Raw genomic sequence first — 18332 nt, forward strand, 5'->3', positions numbered from 1 at the left:
CTCCGGTCGCTCGGCTCGCGTCCCGACGACGCCTCTGAACGCGGTTCCGGGTGCCCCCGGTCGGTCAGGACCGCGGAGCACCCGGATATCAGGACGGACCCCGCGACGCGGGGCCGGACGGGGCTACAGCACCTGGGCGTCCAGACGGATGACGCCGTAGGTCCACCCGTGACGGTGGTAGACGGCGCAGGGCTGCTTGGTGGACTTCTCGATGAACAGGTAGAAGGGGTGCCCCACGAGCTCCATCTGGTAGAGGGCCTCGTCAACGGTCATCGGCCTGGCCTCGTGCAGCTTCTGACGCACGATCACCGGGGAGTCGCCGAGCTGCGCCTCAACGGCGACGCCTGGTTCGGTGGGTGCGGAGGGGGAGTCCTCAATCGGCGCGTCACCCGTCTCGGGAACGAGGGGCTCCTCCGTGTCAGGTGCTGTCTGGAGGTCCTCGTTCGGCGCGGCCACGGTGTGACGGCGGTGGTGGTCCTTCTTGCGGTCCCTGGCCCGGCGGAGGCGCTCGGTCAGCTTGCCCATGGCGATATCAAAAGCGGCGAAGCGGTCCGAGGAGGAGGCCTCCGCCCGGATGATCGGGCCCTTGGAGACGACGGTGATCTCCACTCTCTCGGCGGTGTCGGCCTGACGCGGGTTGCGCTCATGGGTGACCTCCACCTCGACGCGCTGGACCCGGGGGTCGAACTGCTCAACCTTGACAGCCTTGTCCTCGACGTAGTCGCGCAGGCGAGAACTGATCTCAGCGTTACGACCGACGACGGTGATATCCATGGTGGAACCTCTTTCTGGGCTCGTGGGCCGACCCTGACGGGCCGTTGCGACAAGTACCCGCCACGTCTCACGGCGGGTTCGGGACTGGTGTCATCACCTCCTGATCACCTCGTGAGGGCCCTCAGGCACCGAGGCGGGGACCCTGTCGACTGTCCTTGTCGGCGTCGGGAACCGCCTGTGCGTTGTGCCACATAAGGTACACCATATGGGGCTGTTCACGCTTCCCTTTCGCGTGCGCCGCGCCCGGAAGAAGCCTCCTGATCGCCGCAGGCGGACAAGTCCGGCACTCCCGGATCAAATGTCGTCACGGGCACTGCGGAGTCCCATGACCGCCGGGGGCTGGGAGGCACCATGACGCGCGCATGCGCCGGGGGCTGGGTGGCGCTCAGCGCCAGAGCCCCCAGGACCCGCCCGCCGCCCGCCCGCAGTGCCCGGGCGCAGGCGCCCAGAGTGGCCCCGGTGGTCACGACGTCGTCGACCAGCAGGATCGGCAGCCCGGCGACGGGAGCCAGCAGGCGTGGAGCCGCAGAGCGGTTGTCCCGCCGCTGACGGGCGGAGCGACCCGCCTGGTGCGCTGCGCCGCCCCGGCGACGCAGCAGATCCGTGCTCAGCACGAGCGCCGCGGGCGGTGCTCCGGGAGGCGGCGTCGACGTCGGAGCCGGCGCCTCAGCGGCCGATGGGGCGGCAGGGGGAGCGGAGCGCACCTGCTCGGCCCACTGTCCGCAGATCCCCTGGGTGACGGCGTCGGCCAGGTGGGCCGCCACCAGCCGGCCGCGCAGCCGGCGTGCGAGCCCGGAGGGTGCCGGGACCACGAGCAGAGCCCGCGCTCCCCGGGGCGAGTCCGCCCAGAGCTCGTCCGGCGCGTGTCTCAGCGCCCACCAGCGCCCCAGGCGTCGACCGCAACGGACCATCACCTCCGACAGATCCTCCCGGGCACCGTTCTTCCAGCCCAGGACCATGGTGCGCACCGGCCCGGTGTAGGACGCCAGAGCCTGGATGTCCAGGTCGCCGGCGGCGTCGGCATGCTCCACGGCGAAGGGCTCCGCCTCGAGCAGCGCCCGGCACCGCGGGCACAGCGCCGTCTCCCATCGGCCGCAGCCCGCACAGCTGGTCGGCAGTCCCAGGGACAGGCCCGGTGAGAAATCCACCGACAAGCCCGATGGCAGACGGAATGCGGCGGGATGCCAGGGCTCGTGCCGGTGGTGCGCCATGCCCTCACTGTGACGCAAGAAGGGGCCTTCCCGCTCCTGGCGGCGCTCGCGGTCCACACTGCGACAGGGCGGTCGCCATCACCGTCTCCTGTGGCCCCGTGCCCCGCCCGTGTCCTCGGTGGGAAGAATCTCGGTACTGGAAAGACCGCCGCCCACCGAGGTCCACTAGAGTACGGAGGCAGGTAGCCGGTGAGACCTGAGCCGATACCGAGCCGATCCTGCGCCGATGGCGAGTCGGCTGACTGGCTGATACCGCCTCTGTCTCATCACCGCTCTTCGCAATATGACGTCCCAAGGGAGAATGCAGCGTGTCGATCGTGGACCGGATCCTTCGCATTGGCGAGGGCCGCACCCTGAAGAAGCTTGATGCCATCGCCGACCAGGTGGAGGCTCTTGCCGACGAGTACAGCGAGCTCTCCGACGCCGAGTTGCATGAGATGACTGATGAGCTCAAGGAGCGCTACCAGGACGGCGAGACTCTCGACGATCTGCTTCCCGAGGCCTTCGCCACGGTGGTGGAGGCGGCCGACCGCGTCCTGGGCATGCGCCCCTACCACGTCCAGATCATGGGTGGGGCCGCCCTCCACCGCGGCAACATCGCCGAGATGAAGACCGGTGAGGGCAAGACCCTCGTGGCCACGATGCCCTCCTACCTGAGGGCCCTGACCGGCAAGGGCGTCCACGTCGTGACCGTCAACGACTACCTCGCCGAGTATCAGTCCGACCTCATGGGGCGCGTCCACCGCTTCCTGGGGCTGACCACCGGCTGCATCCTCGTGGGCCAGACGCCCGTCGAGCGCCGTGAGCAGTACGCCTGTGACATCACCTACGGCACCAACAACGAGTTCGGCTTCGACTACCTGCGCGACAACATGGCTCAGCGCCCCGAGGACCTGGTCCAGCGCGGCCACGCCTTCGTCATCGTCGACGAGGTCGACTCCATCCTCATCGACGAGGCCCGTACCCCGCTCATCATCTCCGGTCCGGCCAGCGGAGACGTCAACAAGTGGTATAAGGAGTTCGCCACGATCTCCGAGCGCCTGCGCGCGGGCAAGGACTACGAGGTCGACGAGAAGAAGCGCACCGTGGGCGTGCTGTCCGCCGGCATCGAGCGGGTGGAGGACTACCTCGGGGTGGACAACCTCTACGAGTCGGAGAACACCCCCCTGATCGGCTTCCTCAACAACGCCATCAAGGCCAAGGAGCTCTTCCACCGGGACAAGGACTACATCGTGCGCGACGGTGAGGTCCTCATCGTCGACGAGCACACCGGTCGCGTCCTGCCCGGCCGCCGCTACAACGAGGGCATGCACCAGGCCATCGAGGCCAAGGAGCGTGTGGAGATCAAGGCCGAGAACCAGACCCTGGCCACCATCACCCTCCAGAACTACTTCCGCCTCTACCCCGAGGGCTCGCGCTCGGGCATGACCGGTACCGCTGAGACCGAGGCCGCCGAGTTCGCCGGCACCTACAAGATCGGCGTCGTCCCGATCCCCACCAACAAACCCATGATCCGTGAGGACCAGCCCGACCTCGTCTACACTACCGTCGAGGCCAAGCTCGACGCCGTCGTCGACGACATCGCCGAGCGTCACGAGCTCGGCCAGCCGGTCCTGGTGGGTACCACCAGCGTGGAGAAGTCGGAGATCCTCTCCGAGCGTCTGCGCGAGCAGGGCATCCCGCACGAGGTCCTCAACGCTAAGCAGCACGCCCGCGAGGCCGCCGTCGTGGCCATGGCCGGTCGCAAGGGCGCCGTCACCGTGGCCACCAACATGGCCGGTCGCGGAACCGACATCATGCTGGGCGGCAACGCCGAGCACATCGCGGTCACCGCCCTCAAGGAGGCCGGCCTGGACCCCGAGGAGAACGCCGAGGAGTATGAGAAGGCCTGGCCCGAGGCTCTGTCCGCCGCCAAGGAGGCCTGCCGGGCCGAGCACGACGAGGTCGTCGAGCTCGGTGGCCTCTACGTGCTGGGTACTGAGCGTCACGAGTCGCGGCGCATCGACAACCAGCTGCGGGGCCGCTCCGGCCGTCAGGGGGACCCGGGCGAGTCCCGCTTCTACCTGTCCATGGAGGACGACCTCATGCGCATGTTCGCCTCCGGGCTCGCCCAGCGCATCATGTCCTCGGGCGCCTACCCCGATGACGTCCCCCTGGAGTCCAAGATGGTCACCCGAGGCATCGCCGGCGCCCAGCGTCAGGTGGAGTCGCGCAACTACGAGATCCGCAAGAACGTCCTCAAGTACGACGACGTCATGACCGAGCAGCGCGAGAAGGTCTACTCCGAGCGCCGCCGCGTCCTGGACGGTGAGGACCTCGAGCCCCAGATCGAGGCCTTCCGGACCCAGGCCGTCACCTCCATCGTTGAGGCCGGAACGGCCGAGGGGCGCCCCGACGAGTGGGACCTGGACGCCCTGTGGGGCGAGCTCGGCCGCCTCTATCCGGTCGGCCTGACCCAGGAGGAGGTCGTCGAGGCGCTGGGCGGCAAGAACGCACTGACCTCGGAGCGCCTCATCGAGGAGCTCAGCGAGGACGTCGCCGTGGCCTACGAGGACGCCGAGGCCCGCATTGAGGCCAACGCCCTGGCCCACGTCCAGCTCGGCGAGGAGCCCATGCGCACCCTGGAGCGCCGCATCCTGCTGGCCGTGGTGGACAAGCGCTGGCGGGAGCACCTCTACGAGATGGACTACCTCAAGGAGGGGATCGGTCTGCGGGCCATGGCTCAGCGCGACCCCCTCGTGGAGTACGCCAACGAGGGCGCCCGTATGTTCCGGGCGATGATGGAGGGGATCCGGGAGGAGACCGTCGAGCAGATCTTCGCCAACGTCACCCGCTTCGACGCCGCTGCCCAGCGCGCCGCCGAGGACGGTACCGTCGAGGCCGCCCAGGCGGTCGCCAAGGCCAACGCCACCGCCGCGGCCGGCATCCGCGTGGGCCAGGCGGCCGGCCAGGGGAACGGCACGGTGCTGGGGGACACCGGCCAGGCGTCCATGGAGCAGCGGGTCACCTACTCCGGTCCCAGCGAGTCCGGTGAGGAGGAGAGGTCAGGAGCCTCCTCGCGCAGGGTCTCCGAGTCGGGCGGCAATCGGGCCGAGCGTCGTCGCTCCAAGAAGAAGCGCCGGCACTGAGACTCAGCGAGAGCTGACGCGGCTGTCGGTGATCCCGTCGGAGCCCGGTGACCAACCGGGCTCCGACGGGATCACGCCATCTCCAGGCCGGTGAGGATCCAGCGTTCGCGCAGCAGCTCCAGACGGGCCGCCGCGGCCCGGACTCGGTTGCCCTCCTCCAGGAGAACGGTTGCCTCGCAGGCCCCCGACATTGTCAGCTCGGTGCGCACGCTGCGGATGCGTGGCCGTCGTGGGCTCGCCTGGCGCCCCAGCATCCGGGCGGCCAGCCCCGCCCGGCGGGCGAGTGCCTCGAACAGGGAGGGGCTGGTCCAGCGGATCAGGTGATCCACGGGGCGTAGCCCGGCCAGGACCTCACTGGCGGCAGTCACCACGATCGCGGCTGTGCGTGAGGCGTCGGTGCCGGTGCCGGTGCCAGGTCGTCTTGTCGGAGAGTCTCCCCGCATGACTGAGCCGGAGCGGTTCACGGGCCTGGAGGGTTTCTGTGGAACGGCGCGAGTCGGCGTCGGGTGGCTCGGTGCGGGGCGGCTGCGACGTTGAGGGCTGGTCTGGTGGTGCGCGGGACGAGTGGCTCGGGTGATGGCGGTTGCGGTCATGGCGGGCTCCTGAGAGTAGGCGGGTGCTTGGTGGGCACGGAGTGCGAGGTGGAACGGGGGCGGCATTCGAGGCCGCCGGCGCTGGCGCTGGGTGGTTCATCGCGATGGCGTCTGGCCTCCTGTCTTCGTGCTCGGTGCGGACAGGGAATCCGGGACGCTCAGGACTGTGCCGGGCCGGATCAGTGACGGGTCGGTGCCGACGACGTTGGAGTTGGCGCGATACAGGACCGGCCAGGCCTGTGCGATCTGCGCGGGGCCGGAGTCGGCGGGCAGGAGGTGGGCAGTGATCGACCACAGGCTCTCGCCGGGCACGACGGTATGAGTGGGGGTCGACGAGGTCTGGGGGTCAGGGGTGGTGGAGGGCTGTGTCCGGGAGCTGCCCGGCGGGGTCGACTGCGCCGACTGGCTCGCGTTGTCCGAGCCGCTGGAGCCGGTCGAAGTGCTCGAAGGGGCATGCTCGGGTGAAGCCGTGGAGCCATCGGGCGGGGACTGGGATGCTTCCGCCTCCGCGGTGGCCTTCTGGCCGGGCTGGTCGGCTTGAGGTGACGGCGTCGAGGACTGGACCGGTGGTGAGGCGGGTGCTGAGCTGGTGGGGCGCCATCCCAGATCGTCCCCGCCGGTGGGCTCCTCGGCGGCCAGTGCCGGCGCCGAGGACAGGGAGACGAGCAGTGCGGAGGCGGTGATGCGCCTGACCGCAGGCGCTCCCCAGGCCTCGAGAATCCTGGCCGCCAGTGCGCAGGCGCCGCCTCGACGGACGGAGCTGTGCCCGTTCTCCCCGGGAAGCGCCATGAGCGCCAGGAGGGCTGAGACCACGTGCCACAAGGCTCCCAGAGTCCCGATTGCACAGGTGCCGGCGACGACGGCGTCGGACAGCTCACTCAGGCTCCAGGACTGCGGAGGGACCCCCAGAAGCCGCTCCGTGGCGCTGTGGGCCGTGTGCCCCAGAAGTGTCAGGACAGTCCCTGACACTCCGGCCAGCAGTGCCAGCCGTCGACGAGTTCCCATGTCGTCCTCCATCACCAATGATGTTGTTTGGTAATGTTAGGTGTACTCCGATGGTGCGAAGATGTCAATAGTGACGATATAGTATGCCGTGTTTCTGAGTCGTGGTAGTGGGGGTGGTTGTTGCCGGCGGAGCGAGGTCCGAGCCGCCCCGGATCGCTTTCCTCGGCGTGTGGACTGTGGTGAGGTGGTCCTATGGACTGGGACGCGATGCTTGCCGACCTGGAGAGCAGCTTCGATGCTGAACGCCGTGCGGACCTGGTGGCGCAGAGCGCCGAGCTCGCGGAGGCCGAGCAGGCCTCCATCGAGGTCGTCGACCGTCTGCGAGGCTCGGTGGGGCGGCTCATCCACCTGCGGACTCGCAGCGGCGTTCCGGTCGACGGTGTTGTCTCTCGGGTTGAGCCCTCCTACGTCCTCGTCGATGAGGGGGAGGGGTTGCAGGCCATTGTCCCGGTGGGTGCGGTGGCCACCATGGTGTCGCTGGCCGGTCCGGCGCCCCGGGATGGCCGACGTCGGCCCACGCTGACGGCTCTGATGCGTGAGATCGCTCGGCGGGGAGCGCGGGTGCGCCTGGTCGTGGGTTCCGGGGAAGTGGTGGGGCGACTGGTCCGGGTGGGTGCGGACCATGTTGATGTCGCTGTCGACCCTGAGGGCGGAGTCCGTTCGCGTCGTGCTTCCGGGGCGGGTGGCGCGGGGGTCGTCAGCGTCATGACCGCCGCCATCGAGGTGCTGCGCAGTCGCTGACCTCGGCTACCGGGTGGGGTGTCTCAGGACTCCTCGTCCTCGATCCAACCCGCCGCGACCATGGCCCTGGTTGAGGCGAGCTGGCGCTGAATGTAGTCCTCCAGGGCCTGGTCCTCGATGCGCCAGAGCTTGCGGGCGCCGACCTGAATAGCAGGGAGATCACCGGTGCGGATGAGGGCGCGCACGGCCTGGGCGGACAGCTGAAGCTGCTCGGCGACGTCGGCGATGGTCAGGAATCGTGTGCTCATACCACGATGATCCCACTGCTGGATCCTCTCCACAATTCTTAAAGATGCTTGTGGATAACCTTGAGGTATTATTTTATCCCAACGATGATTGCAGGAGATCAAGGAGGATTCCCGTGATGTCATCTCGCCGTACCCGATCCCTGACCACCCCTGAGCGATCCCGTAGTGGTCGTTGGCGCCGTCCTGCATGGAAGGACCCGCGTATGGCCGGGGGAGTGGTCCTGGTTGCCACGGCTGTGGCCCTGGGGGCCTGGGCGGTCGATGCGGCCGCTGACACCACCCGCGTCTACGTGCTGTCCCAGGACGTCGCTCCCGGGACGGACCTGACCGCCGACGGTGTTCTCACGGTGGTCGAGGCTCATCCCGGCACCGATGCCTATGTCGAGGCCGGGCACCTGCCGGACGGCGCCGTGTCCACGCGCTCCATGCGCAAGGGGGAGCTGCTGGCCACGGCGGCTGTGAACAGCGGCGGGGAGCAGACCCTGCGGCCAGTGGTTCTCAATGTCGCCTCCAACCTACCGGCCTCAACGAAGGTCGGCGACTACGTCGATCTGTGGATCGTGCCCAAGGAGGGGGCGGCGGGCAGACCCGCGGCCCAGGCTCCCGCCACTGCACAGGCCGGGCAGGGCGGACAGGCGGCTCAGAGCGGTCAAAGCGCCCAACCGGGACAGGCTGAAGGGGACGGAGCCCGCAGCGTGGCCACAGGGCTGGTCATCGCCTCGGTCGGTGAGCCCAGCAAGGGGCTGATCTCCGGACCCAGCACCGGGGTGGAGGTCAAGGTCCCCGAGGCATCCCTCGCCGCCGTTCTCAGCGCCGTGGGGCAGGAGGGGGCTCTCGTCCTGGTTCCCACGGGTCAGGAAGCGCCCGCGGAGAAGGCCTCGTGAGCGCCCCGGGAGCCGGAGTCCTCCTGGCTCTGAGCGGCGACGACGCCGACATCCTGCGTGCGCTGAGCCAGTCGGGAAGCGGGCTGTGCGTCGTCCGCCGATGCGCCGATCTGCCCGAGCTGCTCTCAGCCGGGATGGCCGGACTGGCGAGCTTCGCCCTGCTGGACACCGGCTTCGATGAGATCGACCGCACCGTCCTGGATCGGCTCGCACGCGCCGGCCTGAGCGGACTGCTCCTGGTGGAGCCCCACGAGGAGGAGCGCTGGCGCAGCGCGGGATGGCCGGTTCTCAGACGCGATACGGAGCCCGGCCGCGTCTGCTCGGCGATGCAGGACCTCGTGCGTCGTGGCGCGCCCTCCGGCGGATCATCCCAGGGGACGGGACCGGCCAGCGCTGCAGTGTCGGAGACCGTGACCGCGCCGGTGGCCGCGGACACCGACTGGTCGAGCGCTGCCACCCCCGCTTCGACGGGCTCGAAGGCCGCCGCCCAGGAGACCGCCTGGCTCGAAGAGCTGTGGCGCCAGTCTCCCGGCTCCTCAGAGGACGCGATGGTGCCCTCGCCGCCGCCACCGACCTCCAACGGCGCAGGAACCTGGGGCGACTCGGGACAGAACCGCCGGCCCGGTCCGGAGCCGGCTGCGACGGGCGTGCCGGAGCACTCCTTCCCGGCTGCGATGAGCCCGGCGGATGAGGGGCGCCAGGGGAGGATCGTCCTGGTGTGGGGGCCTCACGGCGCCCCCGGGCGTTCGACGGTGTCCGCCTCCCTCGCCCACGGTCTGGCCTCTTCCGGCGGTGCGATCCTCGTGGACGCCGATGTGGAGGCTCCCAGCCTCGTGCAGCTCCTCGGCATGCCGGAGGACTCCTCGGCTCTGGCCGGGGCGGCCCGTCTGGCCACCCACGGCCGGCTTGACGCCGAGAGCTTTCAGCGGGTCCTGGCGCCGGTGGGCGGCGGGCTCTTCCTGCTGGGCGGCCTGGGGCGATCCGGCCGCTGGCGCGAGCTGCCGCCGGCCTCGATGACCGAGGTCTGGCTGCAGTGCCGCCGGGCCGCGGCCTGGACCGTCGTCGACGTCGCCGGTGGTCCCGTCGATGACGATGTCGACGACTTCACCCTGGAGCCCGGCCGCGGGGCCGTCACCGCCGACCTGGTGTCGCATGCCGACGTCGTTCTGGTCGTCGGCGGAGCCGATCCCGTCGGGGTGCGCCGTCTGCTTCAGCTCCTCGATGAGATGGGGGCCTCCATGAACCCCGCCGGTCGGGTCGAGGTCGTCATCAACCGGGTGCGTGCCTCGGCCGCAGGTCCTTCTCCCCAACATGCTCTGCGCGAGGCGCTGGCGCGTTTCGGCGGGCTGGAGGACATTGTGCTCCTGCCCGACGACGCGGCGACGGCCGATGCCTGCCTGCTGCAGGGGTGCACCGTCCTGGAAGGGGCGCCCACCAGTTCACTGGGCAAGGCCCTGAGTGCGCTGGTCGACCGGATCGATCCTCAGGCGGCGACGGCCCGCAAGGCCCGATCCCCGCGTCGTTCCCTGCTGCGGCGCTCGAAGAGGCGTGGTGGACACCGGGATCCCGCGGACCAGGCCGCAACCGCCAGAGGCAGGAACCGTTCAACCGCGCGCAACAGAGGCGCGAGGCGTCGCCGCAGAGGCGGGGACGGGGGGCAGGTGGTTGGTGAGCGGCTGCCGGCTCCCCGGGGCTCCGCAGGCCTCGCCCACGTCCCGCAGCAGTCCCTCCAGGCTCTGCCGCCATCGATTCAGCCGGGGAATCAGCCGCAGGGGCGGCTGCAGGAACCACCTCCGAGCCGGCCTCCGGTGAGACCACAGGCTCAGCCGCTACCGGCGCCGGGACCGGTCCCCGGCACGCCGCACCGGCCCTCGGCGGCGCCGTGGTCCGCTGCGGGGACGGCGTCGGGCGCCGGAAGGCCCCCGGGGCCGGCGCGAGGCCCGCAGGTGGGCCGTACCCCGGACAGGGGAGATGACCGGGGTCCGGGTGACCCTCCGTCGGTGCCGCCGGGAACCGGGCGACACCGCTACTGAGACCGGGTGCTCGCGTGAACGGTGCCGGGTGGGAGGCTCCCTGTGCTTCGTGGGAGGTCGAGCGCGACGGTAGGGCAGACTGGGGGCATGCGCATCTACCTGCCCGCCACCGCCGCCCACCTGCGCGCAAGCGTCCTCGGTTCCTCGCACAAGCCGTTCGCGGCTCACGCCGCCACCCCTGCTCTCGCTCGTGCCCTGCCCGATGAGGATGAGGAGGGCCTGGAGGTCTCCGCCTCGCTGTGCGCCGCCGACGCCTCTCTCGTTCTCCTGGCCGAGCCCGAGGCCTCGGGGCTGGCCGACCGGCGCATCGTCATCGCGGCCGATGTCGACGCCGAGAACGTGCGCGAGCTTCCCGTGGAGGGTGACGTCCTGCCCGGCACGATCGAGGTCGTCGGCGAGATCGCCTGGGAGGACGTCGCCGCCCTGCTCGTGGATGAGCCCGAGGCGGAGTCCGATGTGCGAGCCGCCAGACTCGGTGACGAGGACGCCTTCGAGCGCGCCGCCGAGGCCGACCTGCTCTGGTACGACGTCACGGAGCGAGAGGCGCTGGCCGAGAGCCTTGGAGTTTGAGGCGGCCGGCATCGCAGGCGGGTGAGGGACACGCCCGGCGTCGGAGCGACCGTTGCCCCCTGAGTCCTGGATCGGCCGGGTCCGCTCCTGGCGAGCATTCGCGGTGACGTGACCAGTTCCACGGCCGCCTGCCTTGCGCAGCAGAGCCCGCTGCTGGGTATGGTGCTCTCTGCCAAAGACCGCAGGTCGCCCGCTTCGGCGGGACCAAGTCCACGTCAGGTGGGGCCGGCGCAGGTGAGAACGAGACTTCGTCGGGCGTGCCCGAGATCAAGCCCCGTGCCCACCGGCGCGGGGCTTTTCCAGTGAATGGACCCCTGCGGCATACCACGGAAGGAGGGCCCATGGCACGGCCTGACAAGGAAGCAGCCGTTGCTGCGTTGGCGGACAAGTTCCGCCAGGCTGACGCGGTCCTGCTGACTGAGTACCGGGGACTGAGTGTCGCCCAGCTCAAGGAGCTGCGTCGTTCCCTCGCCGGTAACGCCGAGTACACCGTGGTGAAGAACACGCTTGCTGCGATCGCCGCCCGCCAGGTCGGGCTCGAGGACTTCGCCGATGACCTCACGGGCCCCTCCGCCCTGACGTTCGTCACCGGTGAGCCGGTCGAGGCCGCCAAGGCTCTGCGTGACTTCGCCAAGGACAACCAGCAGCTCGTCATCAAGGGCGGTGTCATGGACGGCACCGTGCTGTCCGCCGACGGCGTTGACAAGCTTGCCTCTCTCGAGTCCCGCGAGGTGCTGCTCGCCAAGACCGCGGGCGCCGTCAAGGCGTCCCTGTCCAAGGCTGCGTACCTCTTCGCCGCACCGGCCTCCAAGGCCGTGCGCACCGTCGACGCCCTGCGCGAGAAGCAGGAGACCGCGGCCTGAGGCCGCACGCGTCATCCACCAACCCTGCGCGCGCAGGAACCTGATAAGGAAGGAACGCCCATCATGGCGAAGCTGACCACCGAAGAGCTCATCGAGCAGTTCAAGGAGCTCACCCTCATCGAGCTGTCCGAGTTCGTCAAGGCCTTCGAGGAGACCTTCGACGTTACCGCCGCCGCCCCGGCTGCCGTGGCCGTTGCCGCTGCCCCCGGCGCTGCCGGTGGCGAGGCCGCCGCCGAGGAGAAGGACGAGTTCGACGTCATTCTCGAGGCCGCCGGCGACAAGAAGATCCAGGTCATCAAGGAGGTGCGCGCCCTGACCTCCCTCGGCCTGAAGGAGGCCAAGGAGCTCGTCGACGGCGCTCCCAAGCCCGTCCTCGAGGGCGCCAACAAGGAGGCCGCCGAGAAGGCCAAGGAGCAGCTCGAGGGCGCCGGCGCCACCGTCACCCTCAAGTGAGTCCCTCCCCGCTGCCTGAGGCGGCCTGAGGGGCGCCAACGGCTGGGGAAGTCCAGCATGTCTGGGTCCCGTCCACCACCAGGTGGGCGGGACCCGGTCGCGTTTCGGGGGGGGCTGGTGCTGCCCGGCTTCCGCGGCTTCGACGTCGTCGGGCTCAGGCTGGTGGAGCGCCGTCGGGTCGGAGATCGGTTGGTGTCTGTGTCGGAGGGGCTGGCGGGGATCGGGGACGTACATGTGTGCCGAGGACTGCGATGTCCTCCAGGTCACTGAGGTCCGCTCCCAGTGGTTTGGAGGAGAACGCAGTCGCCGATCGGAAATTACGTTCTCGACGTCGGTGGGCGCACGCGATAAGTCAGGAGACGGCGTCGGGGATCGTGACCTCATGGCACCAGCACTCCCGGTGGACGCTCGCCCCACAGCCCGCCACCTTGAAGCCCGGCCACCGGCGAGAGACGGGAGACCACCTCCAGGGGGAACATCGACAGCAGCCGGTCGGCCTGGGTGCGCATGTCGCTGAGCGAGGACCACGTCGTCCGGAAGAACCTCCACCCCTGCGTTTCGAGCTCGTCCTGGCGGAGCTTCTCGAGGAAGACGTCCTCCTCAGTGCGGTACTTGGTGCGGCCGTCGAACTCCGCGACGACACGGTGATCGGGCCAACCCAGGTCCAGGAACCGGTCCTTCGACAACCCCGGAACCGGGTACTGGGCGATGGCCTCGGGCAGCCCTACCACGAGCGTCATCCACCGCAGCACACTCTCCCCGGGCGAGACCGCCCAAGGGGTGGCGGCGGCCAGTACCGCACGCGCCTGCGCTATCCCTCGCCGCCCCCGATGACGTGCCACGAGCTCCTCCCAGCAGGCTCGAGCCGAGCGCAGCCGCGTGGTGCAGGAGTCGCGGTGCCACGGATCAGGTTGGCAGTGCCGGTTCAGGGCCGCATCGGCGATGGAGAGCGCGTTGTATGGAGGCTCGTCGCAGGCGCAGTCGAAGGCGGTGCGCAGCACGGACGTGACGGGAACCCCTCCGACCACCTCGATCTCCTCGTCCCGCAGCTGAAGCCGGCGACGGTGCATTCGGATCGGGGTGGCCTCGGGGTGCGTCGTATCGATGGGGGTCGGTACGCCCGACGACGGGTACCGGAACGCGGGCATTGTGGTTGTGGTTAAACGCGGGTTGCCGGAGACGGCGAGGTAGACATCCGGCTCTCGCGTCCACATGGCCAGCCCCTGAATCAGAGCGGCCGACGTGTGAGACAGGCAGGTAGCGGACGGTAGGAGTTGCTGTGCAGCGATCGCACGCGCTAGGGACACCATGAACCGCTGCTCCCAGCGTCGCCTTCCCGGGACTGCGTGCAGGTAGGCGCCCGGCATGAGTCGCAGCAGACCAGGATTGCGCGACGCGTGGAAGCGCTTGCGGCGGCCTGAGTAGATGATGGTCGGCCGAAGGTGCGCCGGGACCGGGCAGACGGAAGCGGGGCGGCTGGCAGTGATTGGGATGGGGCTCATGCAGCGAGTCTTCTCAAGAGGATCGGGGCATGACGAGCGCAGAGCTTCGTGGGTGTGGATTCGGCGGCGTCTGAGGGCAGGAGGGCTTCGCTGTGGAGCCCGCAGTGGCCACTGAACGTCCGCTTCCCGGCCGGTGGACGGGATCGACGTGCTCGTCGCGACGTCGTCGGGCTCGGGGACGTACATGTGCGCCGAGGACTGCGATGTCCTCCAGGTCACTGAGGTCAGCTCCCAGTGGTTTGGAGGAGAACGCAGTCGCCGATCGGAAAGTGCGTTCTCGACGCCGTCGGCCGGAAAGGATCGGGCGGGCGCAGAGGCTGCGGGGGCGGGGACGTGCAGGGGCTGTCGGGGCCGGGGGAGTGGATGGTTGGGAGGAGCGCGGGGGCAGCTGTGGCCTGGAGCGATCCGGCCGGCAGTCGCTCAGAGAGCGGGTAGCACCGAGGGACTCACTTCACGCGGCAGACACGGGTGGGGCAGTATGCGCGACTGTGGTGGGAATCGCAAGGATCCAGTGGGGATCGGCGTGGAGTCCTTGACGTCGGCCGTGTACGCTAGCGCTTTGCGTGCATTGTGTGTATTGGCGCGAGGAGTATCTGCCCTCCGCGCGGGCCCCGGCCCGTCGGAACCCTGGCGGGCGTGAGCCCGGCAACGGAGATTCTACTCAACCCAGTGCCGCGGTGTGCGTTGTGTGATCCCCGATCTGAGGGAAGGATCCCCCTTTGGCTGCCTCGCGCACCTCCGCACCCACTGCTGCTGACATCGCCGCCCGTACCGCGTCGCGTCGTATCAACTTTGCCAAGATCGCCGAGCCCATGCAGGCTCCGAATCTGCTTGCCCTTCAGACCGAGAGCTTCGACTGGCTCGTCGGTAACGAGAGGTGGCGCGAGCGGATGACCGCCGCCAACAAGGCGCACCCGGGCTCCCTGCCCGAGACCTCCGGTCTGGAGGAGATCTTCGACGAGATCTCCCCGATCGAAGACTTCGGCGAGACCATGGCCCTGTCCTTCCACGACCACCGCTTCGAGGAGCCGAAGTACACGGCCGAGGAGTGCCAGGAGAAGGACCTCACCTACTCCGCCCCCCTCTACGTGGTGGCGGACTTCGAGAACTTCTCCACCGGAGAGATCAAGTCCCAGACGGTCTTCATGGGCGACTTCCCGCTCATGACCGACAAGGGCACCTTCATCGTCAACGGCTCCGAGCGCGTCGTCGTCTCCCAGCTCGTGCGCTCGCCGGGCGTGTACTTCGAGCGCACCACCGAGAAGGCCACGGACAAGTACGTCTACAACGTCAAGTTCATCCCCTCGCGCGGAGCCTGGCTCGAGTTCGAGATCGACAAGTCCGACCGCGTCGCAGTGCGCATCGACCGCAAGCGCAAGCAGGACATCACCGTCTTCCTGCTGGCCCTGGGCATGGACGAGTCGGAGATCCGCAAGGAGTTCGCCGACTTCCCGGCCCTGACCTCCGCCCTGGACGAGGACCGCAAGATCACCACCCAGGACGAGGCGCTCCTGGACATCTACAAGAAGATCCGCCCCGGTGAGCCGCCGAGCGTCGAGGCCGGGCGCACCCTGCTGGAGAACTTCTACTTCAACCCCAAGCGCTACGACCTGGCCAAGGTCGGTCGCTACAAGATCAACAAGAAGCTGGGCCTGGCCTCGGACCTGACCGAGTCGACCCTGCGCATCGAGGACATCGTCGCGGCCCTGCGCTACCTGCTGGCCCTGCACGCCGGCGCTGAGACCGTCGAGGGCGTGCGCGACGGCGAGATCACCGAGATCGCCGTCGAGTACGACGACATCGACCACCTGGGCAACCGCCGCATCCGCGCGGTGGGCGAGCTCATCCAGGCGCAGGTGCGCACCGGTATGAGCCGTATGGAGCGTCAGGTGCGCGAGCGCATGACCACCCAGGACGTCGAGGCCATCACGCCGAACACGCTCATCAACATCCGGCCCGTGACGGCCGCGATCAAGGAGTTCTTCGGCACCTCCCAGCTGAGCCAGTTCATGGACCAGAACAACCCGCTGGCGGGTCTGACCCACAAGCGCCGCCTGAGCGCCCTGGGCCCCGGCGGTCTGTCCCGTGAGCGCGCCTCCATGGAGGTCCGTGACGTCCACACCTCGCACTACGGGCGCATGTGCCCCATCGAGTCCCCCGAGGGCCCCAACATCGGCCTCATCGGCTCGCTGGCGACCTTCGGACGCATCAACCCCTTCGGCTTCGTCGAGACCCCCTACCGCGTCGTCGTCGATGGCCGGGTCACCGACGAGACCCACTACCTGACGGCCGACGACGAGGACCGCCACGTCATCGCCCAGGCCAACGTCACCCTCACCGAGGACGGCCACTTCGCCGAGGACCACGTCCTGTGCCGCGTCACCGGCGGTGAGCCGGCCCTCGTGCCCTCCTCGCAGGTCGACCTCATGGACGTCTCCCCGCGCCAGATGGTGTCGGTGGGTACCTCCCTCATCCCCTTCCTCGAGCACGACGACGCCAACCGCGCCCTCATGGGCGCCAACATGCAGCGCCAGGCCGTGCCGCTCATCCGCCCCGATGCCCCGCTGGTGGGTACGGGCATGGAGCGGCGCACCGCCGTCGACGCCGGTGACGTCCTCGTGGCCGACAAGGCCGGTGTCGTCACCGAGGTCTGCGCGGACTTCGTGCGCGTGGCGAACGACGACGGCACCGAGAACGTCTACAAGGTCGCCAAGTTCCGCCGCTCCAACCAGGGCAACTGCTACAACCAGCGGGTCGTGGCCACCGAGGGCGAGCGCGTCGAGGTCGGCTCGGTCCTGGCCGACGGCCCCGCCACCAACGAGGGCGACCTGGCCCTGGGCCAGAACCTCCTGGTCGCCTTCATGACCTGGGAGGGCCTCAACTACGAGGACGCCATCATCATCTCCCAGCGCGTGGTCGCCGAGGACATGCTCACCTCGATCCACATCGAGGAGCACGAGGTCGACGCCCGCGACACCAAGCTGGGCGCCGAGGAGATCACCCGCGACATCCCCAACGTCTCTGAGGAGACCCTGGCCAACCTCGACGAGCGCGGCATCATCCGCATCGGCGCCGAGGTCCGCAGCGGTGACATCCTCGTGGGCAAGGTGACCCCCAAGGGGGAGACCGAGCTGACCAGCGAGGAGCGCCTCCTGCGCGCCATCTTCGGTGAGAAGGCCCGTGAGGTCCGCGACACCTCCCTGCGCGTGCCCCACGGCGAGTACGGGATCGTCACCGGCGTGCGTGAGATCGACGCCGCCTCCGACGACGCCGAGCTGCCCGCGGGCGTCAACCGCATGGTGCGCGTCTACATCGCCCAGCGCCGCAAGATCACCGTGGGTGACAAGCTCTCCGGCCGCCACGGCAACAAGGGCGTCATCTCCAAGATCCTGCCCGTGGAGGACATGCCCTTCCTGGCTGACGGCACCCCGGTCGACGTCATCCTCAACCCGCTGGGCGTGCCCAGCCGTATGAACGTCGGTCAGGTCCTCGAGCTGCACCTGGGATGGGTCGCCTCCCGCGGCTGGGACGCCACCGCCGCCCGCGAGGCCGGCGAGGCCTGGACCGCCAACCTCCCCGAGAACGGCATCAAGGCCGAGCCCCGCACGCCCGTGGCCACGCCCGTCTTCGACGGTGTGAGGGACAACGAGCTCATGGGCCTGCTGAACTCCACGCTGCCGACCTCCGACGGTCTGCAGCTGGTCGAGCCCAACGGTAAGGCGCGCCTGTTCGACGGCCGCTCCGGTGAGCCCTTCCCGTACCCCATTTCGGTGGGCTACATGTACATCCTCAAGCTCCACCACCTCGTGGACGACAAGATCCACGCCCGCTCCACGGGTCCGTACTCCATGATCACCCAGCAGCCGCTGGGTGGTAAGGCCCAGTTCGGTGGTCAGCGCTTCGGTGAGATGGAGGTGTGGGCCATGGAGGCGTACGGCGCCGCCCACGCCCTCCAGGAGCTCCTCACCGTCAAGTCCGACGACGTCAACGGCCGTGTCAAGGTCTACGAGGCCATCGTTAAGGGCGAGGACATCCCCGAGCCCGGCATCCCCGAGTCCTTCAAGGTGCTCATGAAGGAGATGCAGTCGCTGTGCCTGAACGTCGAGGCCCTGGACGCTGAGGGCGTCGCCATCGCCCTGGACGACACCGATGACGACGGCTCGCGCGCCGCCGAGGAGCTCGGCTTCGACCTGGGCCGGCGTCCGGGCGGGGCCACGGCCTCCACGGTTGACGAGATCTGAGTGGCCACCGCCTGGTGACGACTTCGTGACAACTTCATCGAGCCCCGGTTGAGGGCGGGTGGCGCACCCGCCGCCCGCCCTCCCAC

14 protein-coding genes are annotated in these 18332 nt (G+C 69.3%); 8 read left to right on the forward strand and 6 right to left on the reverse strand.

Features of this window, described 5'->3' with window-relative positions; all coding sequences use genetic code 11:
- Positions 1-123: 123 nt before the first annotated feature.
- Positions 124-774 carry a ribosome hibernation-promoting factor, HPF/YfiA family gene (gene hpf / locus BKH28_RS01215; RefSeq protein ID WP_075417119.1) on the reverse strand — a complete coding sequence of 217 codons (651 nt, stop codon included), beginning with the start codon at positions 772-774 and terminating at the stop codon, positions 124-126.
- 215 nt (positions 775-989) lie between these two features.
- Positions 990-1985, reverse strand: coding sequence for a ComF family protein (locus tag BKH28_RS01220; RefSeq protein WP_075417143.1), 996 nt, complete (start codon positions 1983-1985; stop codon positions 990-992).
- 308 nt (positions 1986-2293) lie between these two features.
- Between BKH28_RS01220 and secA the strand changes: the two genes are divergently transcribed.
- A complete protein-coding gene (secA, locus tag BKH28_RS01225) occupies positions 2294-5113 on the forward strand; it encodes a preprotein translocase subunit SecA (protein WP_075417120.1) in 2820 nt (939 codons plus the stop codon).
- Between the two features lie 71 nt (positions 5114-5184).
- Here the strand turns inward: secA and BKH28_RS01230 are convergent, their stop codons facing one another.
- The gene (locus BKH28_RS01230) at positions 5185-5706 is read right to left on the reverse strand and encodes an Rv3235 family protein (RefSeq protein WP_075417121.1); all 522 of its coding nucleotides are present in this window, start codon (positions 5704-5706) and stop codon (positions 5185-5187) included.
- A gap of 96 nt (positions 5707-5802) precedes the next feature.
- Positions 5803-6711 (reverse strand): LysM peptidoglycan-binding domain-containing protein, encoded by a 909-nt coding sequence (locus BKH28_RS01235; RefSeq protein ID WP_334070552.1) that lies wholly within the window; start codon positions 6709-6711, stop codon positions 5803-5805.
- Between the two features lie 192 nt (positions 6712-6903).
- On the opposite strand from BKH28_RS01235, the gene BKH28_RS01240 reads away from it, so the two are divergent.
- A complete protein-coding gene (locus tag BKH28_RS01240) occupies positions 6904-7452 on the forward strand; it encodes a Fis family transcriptional regulator (RefSeq protein WP_075417123.1) in 549 nt (182 codons plus the stop codon).
- Between the two features lie 23 nt (positions 7453-7475).
- Here the strand turns inward: BKH28_RS01240 and BKH28_RS01245 are convergent, their stop codons facing one another.
- On the reverse strand, positions 7476-7700 hold the full coding sequence (locus BKH28_RS01245; protein WP_075417124.1) for a helix-turn-helix domain-containing protein: 225 nt from the start codon (positions 7698-7700) through the stop codon (positions 7476-7478).
- A gap of 203 nt (positions 7701-7903) precedes the next feature.
- Here BKH28_RS01245 and BKH28_RS01250 point away from each other — a divergent pair, with 203 nt between their 5' ends.
- The 5 genes from BKH28_RS01250 (at position 7904) to rplL (ending at position 12503) form a co-directional block, all read left to right on the forward strand.
- Positions 7904-8584 (forward strand): hypothetical protein, encoded by a 681-nt coding sequence (locus BKH28_RS01250; RefSeq protein WP_075417125.1) that lies wholly within the window; start codon positions 7904-7906, stop codon positions 8582-8584.
- Positions 8581-10617: an AAA family ATPase gene (locus BKH28_RS01255; RefSeq protein ID WP_075417126.1), complete on the forward strand. Its 2037-nt coding sequence runs from the start codon at positions 8581-8583 to the stop codon at positions 10615-10617. The genes BKH28_RS01250 and BKH28_RS01255 overlap by 4 nt, the downstream gene beginning before the upstream one ends.
- Before the next feature lie 87 nt (positions 10618-10704).
- A complete protein-coding gene (locus BKH28_RS01260; protein WP_075417127.1) occupies positions 10705-11187 on the forward strand; it encodes a DUF6912 family protein in 483 nt (160 codons plus the stop codon).
- A gap of 341 nt (positions 11188-11528) precedes the next feature.
- Positions 11529-12050 carry a 50S ribosomal protein L10 gene (gene rplJ / locus BKH28_RS01265; RefSeq protein WP_075417128.1) on the forward strand — a complete coding sequence of 174 codons (522 nt, stop codon included), beginning with the start codon at positions 11529-11531 and terminating at the stop codon, positions 12048-12050.
- Between the two features lie 63 nt (positions 12051-12113).
- Positions 12114-12503: a 50S ribosomal protein L7/L12 gene (gene rplL, locus BKH28_RS01270; RefSeq protein WP_003783501.1), complete on the forward strand. Its 390-nt coding sequence runs from the start codon at positions 12114-12116 to the stop codon at positions 12501-12503.
- 380 nt (positions 12504-12883) lie between these two features.
- Here rplL and BKH28_RS01275 read toward each other — a convergent pair whose 3' ends face one another.
- Positions 12884-14005 (reverse strand): hypothetical protein, encoded by a 1122-nt coding sequence (locus tag BKH28_RS01275; RefSeq protein WP_075417129.1) that lies wholly within the window; start codon positions 14003-14005, stop codon positions 12884-12886.
- Positions 14006-14724: 719 nt separating this feature from the next.
- Between BKH28_RS01275 and rpoB the strand changes: the two genes are divergently transcribed.
- A complete protein-coding gene (gene rpoB / locus BKH28_RS01280; protein ID WP_075417130.1) occupies positions 14725-18246 on the forward strand; it encodes a DNA-directed RNA polymerase subunit beta in 3522 nt (1173 codons plus the stop codon).
- Positions 18247-18332 lie beyond the last annotated feature (86 nt).

The organism is Actinomyces oris (assembly GCF_001937665.1).
Classification (GTDB): domain Bacteria; phylum Actinomycetota; class Actinomycetes; order Actinomycetales; family Actinomycetaceae; genus Actinomyces; species Actinomyces stomatis.

Coding starts and splice junctions, on each gene's coding strand:
- hpf (WP_075417119.1), bottom strand. CDS start 774: ATGGATATCACCGTCGTCGGTCGTAACGCTGAGATCAGTTCTCGCCTG.
- BKH28_RS01220 (WP_075417143.1), bottom strand. CDS start 1,985: ATGGCGCACCACCGGCACGAGCCCTGGCATCCCGCCGCATTCCGTCTG.
- BKH28_RS01230 (WP_075417121.1), bottom strand. CDS start 5,706: ATGACCGCAACCGCCATCACCCGAGCCACTCGTCCCGCGCACCACCAG.
- BKH28_RS01235 (WP_334070552.1), bottom strand. CDS start 6,711: ATGGGAACTCGTCGACGGCTGGCACTGCTGGCCGGAGTGTCAGGGACT.
- BKH28_RS01240 (WP_075417123.1), top strand. CDS start 6,904: ATGGACTGGGACGCGATGCTTGCCGACCTGGAGAGCAGCTTCGATGCT.
- BKH28_RS01245 (WP_075417124.1), bottom strand. CDS start 7,700: ATGAGCACACGATTCCTGACCATCGCCGACGTCGCCGAGCAGCTTCAG.
- BKH28_RS01250 (WP_075417125.1), top strand. CDS start 7,904: ATGGCCGGGGGAGTGGTCCTGGTTGCCACGGCTGTGGCCCTGGGGGCC.
- BKH28_RS01260 (WP_075417127.1), top strand. CDS start 10,705: ATGCGCATCTACCTGCCCGCCACCGCCGCCCACCTGCGCGCAAGCGTC.
- rplJ (WP_075417128.1), top strand. CDS start 11,529: ATGGCACGGCCTGACAAGGAAGCAGCCGTTGCTGCGTTGGCGGACAAG.
- rplL (WP_003783501.1), top strand. CDS start 12,114: ATGGCGAAGCTGACCACCGAAGAGCTCATCGAGCAGTTCAAGGAGCTC.
- BKH28_RS01275 (WP_075417129.1), bottom strand. CDS start 14,005: ATGAGCCCCATCCCAATCACTGCCAGCCGCCCCGCTTCCGTCTGCCCG.